The following is a 2,549-nucleotide window of genomic DNA, read 5'->3' on the forward strand; positions in this document are numbered from 1 at the left end:
ATGTCATGAATGTGGCGAATCACACATTCTTGATTGGGAAAATGTGAGCTGGATTGAAAAAGAAGATGGCCCGGTTCATCCCATCTTTGGGCGCCACATACCAGAGTCAGCATTATATGCGTGTCCTCATTGTGGGTCGGCCTGGTCTGATTGGCAGCGTCAGCAGAATATATTTAACACCTGCAAAAATGCAAAAGAGGCGGGTGATGAGTTTTGTGGCTGGATAGCCACTGTTGAAAATGATGGTGTAGTTGAAACCTTTAAGGATTTGTCTGAGCTGTACGTATGTATTCCAGGCTCATCAATAGCCAGTATTGTTCGTGATTACTTAGAAGCTGAGTACGAAGCGAGGTTAGGGGATGAGAATGGCCGTATTGTTTTTCAAAACTCAAAGCTTGGTAAGCCTTATGAGTACAAGGATAAAGACTCACTTAACCATGAAGAGTTGCAAGAAAAGGCGGAAGACTACCCTGAGTTAGTTTGCCCAAGAGGTGGGCTGATTGTTACTGCTGGTATCGATGTTCAGCATGACAGACTTGCTATTATCATCAGGGCATTTGGCAGGAATGAAGAAAGCTGGCTAATGCTTTGGCGAGAAATAGCCGGCGATACTGCAGATAAGAATGACCCTGTTTGGAAAGAATTGGACGGGATCTTATTTAGTGGTTTTCAGCATGAGTCATTTGCAAACTTACATTTAAGCGCAGTAACTATCGATTCATCAGACGGCTCTACGAACCACTCTGTCTATCATTGGGTAAGAACCCGTAGCGCTAAACATCGCCGCATCTTAATTATGGCAGGTAAGGGCGATAGTCATGATAACGGCAAGCGAGAAATTTTTCGTTTGCCACAAAAGCTAGACCATAACAATGCGCGTAAGGCTACTAAAGCTGATAAACATGGCGTGCAGGTTTATATGGTTGGGACGCACAAAGCAAAAGACCTGATCTCTAAACGGCTAAATGGGACAAGTGCTTATATGCACAGCTATTCAGATGCCCGAGTCGATTATTGGGAGCAGGTTACATCGGAAATAAAAGCGCCATCAAGAAACTTACGTGGTGCTCGAATTTGGCAAGTAAAATCAGGCCGTCGAAATGAAGCGTTAGACTGTGAAGTTTATGCATTGCATGCGGCAATGGCCACAAAAGTTCACACTAAAAAACCTAAAGATTGGGACTTGCTAGAGCAACGCTTGTCTCAGATAGATTTATTTGCACCTCAGCAAGAAGAAACAGAAGTAGTTAAGAAACCAACGAAGCCCAAGCGTTCTAGTCAGCGCGCTGGGCGTGGTTCAGGATTCATTTCAGGTCATTAATTATGTCAGAACCAAAGAGCATCATTGCTGGTACCAAAGTTATATGGACAGCTCAATTTACTGGCGATGAAGGCGATGTGTCTCAATTTCAGTATGTTCTCTTATCAGAACAAAACCGAGTATCAATTGATGCAACCTTTGCCGCAGGCGAAGTAATTGTAAGCATGAGCTCAGCTGATAGCGCAGCTATTCAAGCAGGGCATTACACCTGGCATTTAATCCAAACGTTACATGGTGAGAACTATCAGTTAAATGAAGGACGCATAGAAGTTAAAGCTGATCCAACAGCAGCTCAGACAAGCACTGTATTAACTCATAACGAAAAAATGTTAGTTGCAATACGTAAGCGCTTAGAAGGGCGAGTTTTAACTGATCATGAAAACTACAGTATTGACGGTCGTAGCTTGTCGCGCATTCCATTTGAGAGTCTAAAGAAGTTTGAAAATGACTACGCCTGGAAAGTTCATAACGAAAAAGTAGCACGCGGTGAAATCACTCGCCGACGTTCAATTAGGTTTCGGTAAAGATTATGGGTTTATTGGATAAGATACTGGGGCGTGGTGATAACACTCAGCAACAAGCGGCTGAAGTTCGTGACTACGAACAACCAGAGCAAGTTGCACGTAAGTTATCACCTCAACAAATTGCGGCACAAAAACGCTATGCCGCATCTAAATCTGATCGTTTGTTTAAAAACCCAATCGGTTATGGGTTAAGTGTTGATGAAACCTTGCGAAGAGATGTGGAGCGCTTACGAGCTGCAAGTCGATCTGCAGGTGAGGACGTTGGATATATCAAGAAGTACTTTGGCATGGTGCAAACGCATATTGTCGGGGATAAGGGCTTTCGTCTTCAATCGCAGATACGAAATGCGCAAGGAGAGCTTGATAAGGATGCGAATAAATCTGTCGAGTTAGCTTATAAAGAGTTTTGTCGTAAAGGTTTTTGCGAAATATCTGGTCGTATGAATATGACCGAAGCTGACCAATTGATAGCGAAGACCGTCAGCCAAGACGGTGATATGTTGATCAGGCATATAGACAACGCACCTAATAAGTTTGGTTATGCTTTTCAGCTTATAGAAGCTGATTTGCTCGATGTGAATCTTTATAAAGTCCTGTCTAATGGCCACGTTATCAAAATGGGGGTTGAGCAGGACGGTTTTGGTCGTCACCTTGCGTACCATATTCTTACCAATCATCCAGGTGAATATACGTGGTCTACGGGC

Annotated in this window: 3 protein-coding genes; all 3 read left to right on the top strand. The window is 43.4% G+C overall.

The genetic code is table 11. The features are described 5' to 3' along the window. A partial coding sequence (locus C2M25_RS10285; RefSeq protein WP_105181046.1) for a terminase gpA endonuclease subunit occupies window positions 1-1,321 on the top strand: 1,321 nt, incomplete at its 5' end. 2 nt (window positions 1,322-1,323) lie between these two features. Continuing rightward, window positions 1,324-1,845 carry a hypothetical protein gene (locus C2M25_RS10290; RefSeq protein WP_105181047.1) on the top strand — a complete coding sequence of 174 codons (522 nt, stop codon included), beginning with the start codon at window positions 1,324-1,326 and terminating at the stop codon, window positions 1,843-1,845. Window positions 1,846-1,850: 5 nt separating this feature from the next. Then, window positions 1,851-2,549: phage portal protein (locus C2M25_RS10295; RefSeq protein ID WP_158679701.1), on the top strand; the 699-nt coding region annotated here is incomplete at its 3' end.

Origin of the sequence: Pseudoalteromonas sp. T1lg21, from assembly GCF_002964625.1 — a bacterium.
Taxonomy (GTDB): domain Bacteria; phylum Pseudomonadota; class Gammaproteobacteria; order Enterobacterales; family Alteromonadaceae; genus Pseudoalteromonas; species Pseudoalteromonas gelatinilytica.

What these genes read in the sequence shown, in the direction of transcription:
- C2M25_RS10290 (WP_105181047.1), top strand. Translation starts at nt 1,324, where the DNA reads ATGTCAGAACCAAAGAGCATCATTGCTGGTACCAAAGTTATATGGACA.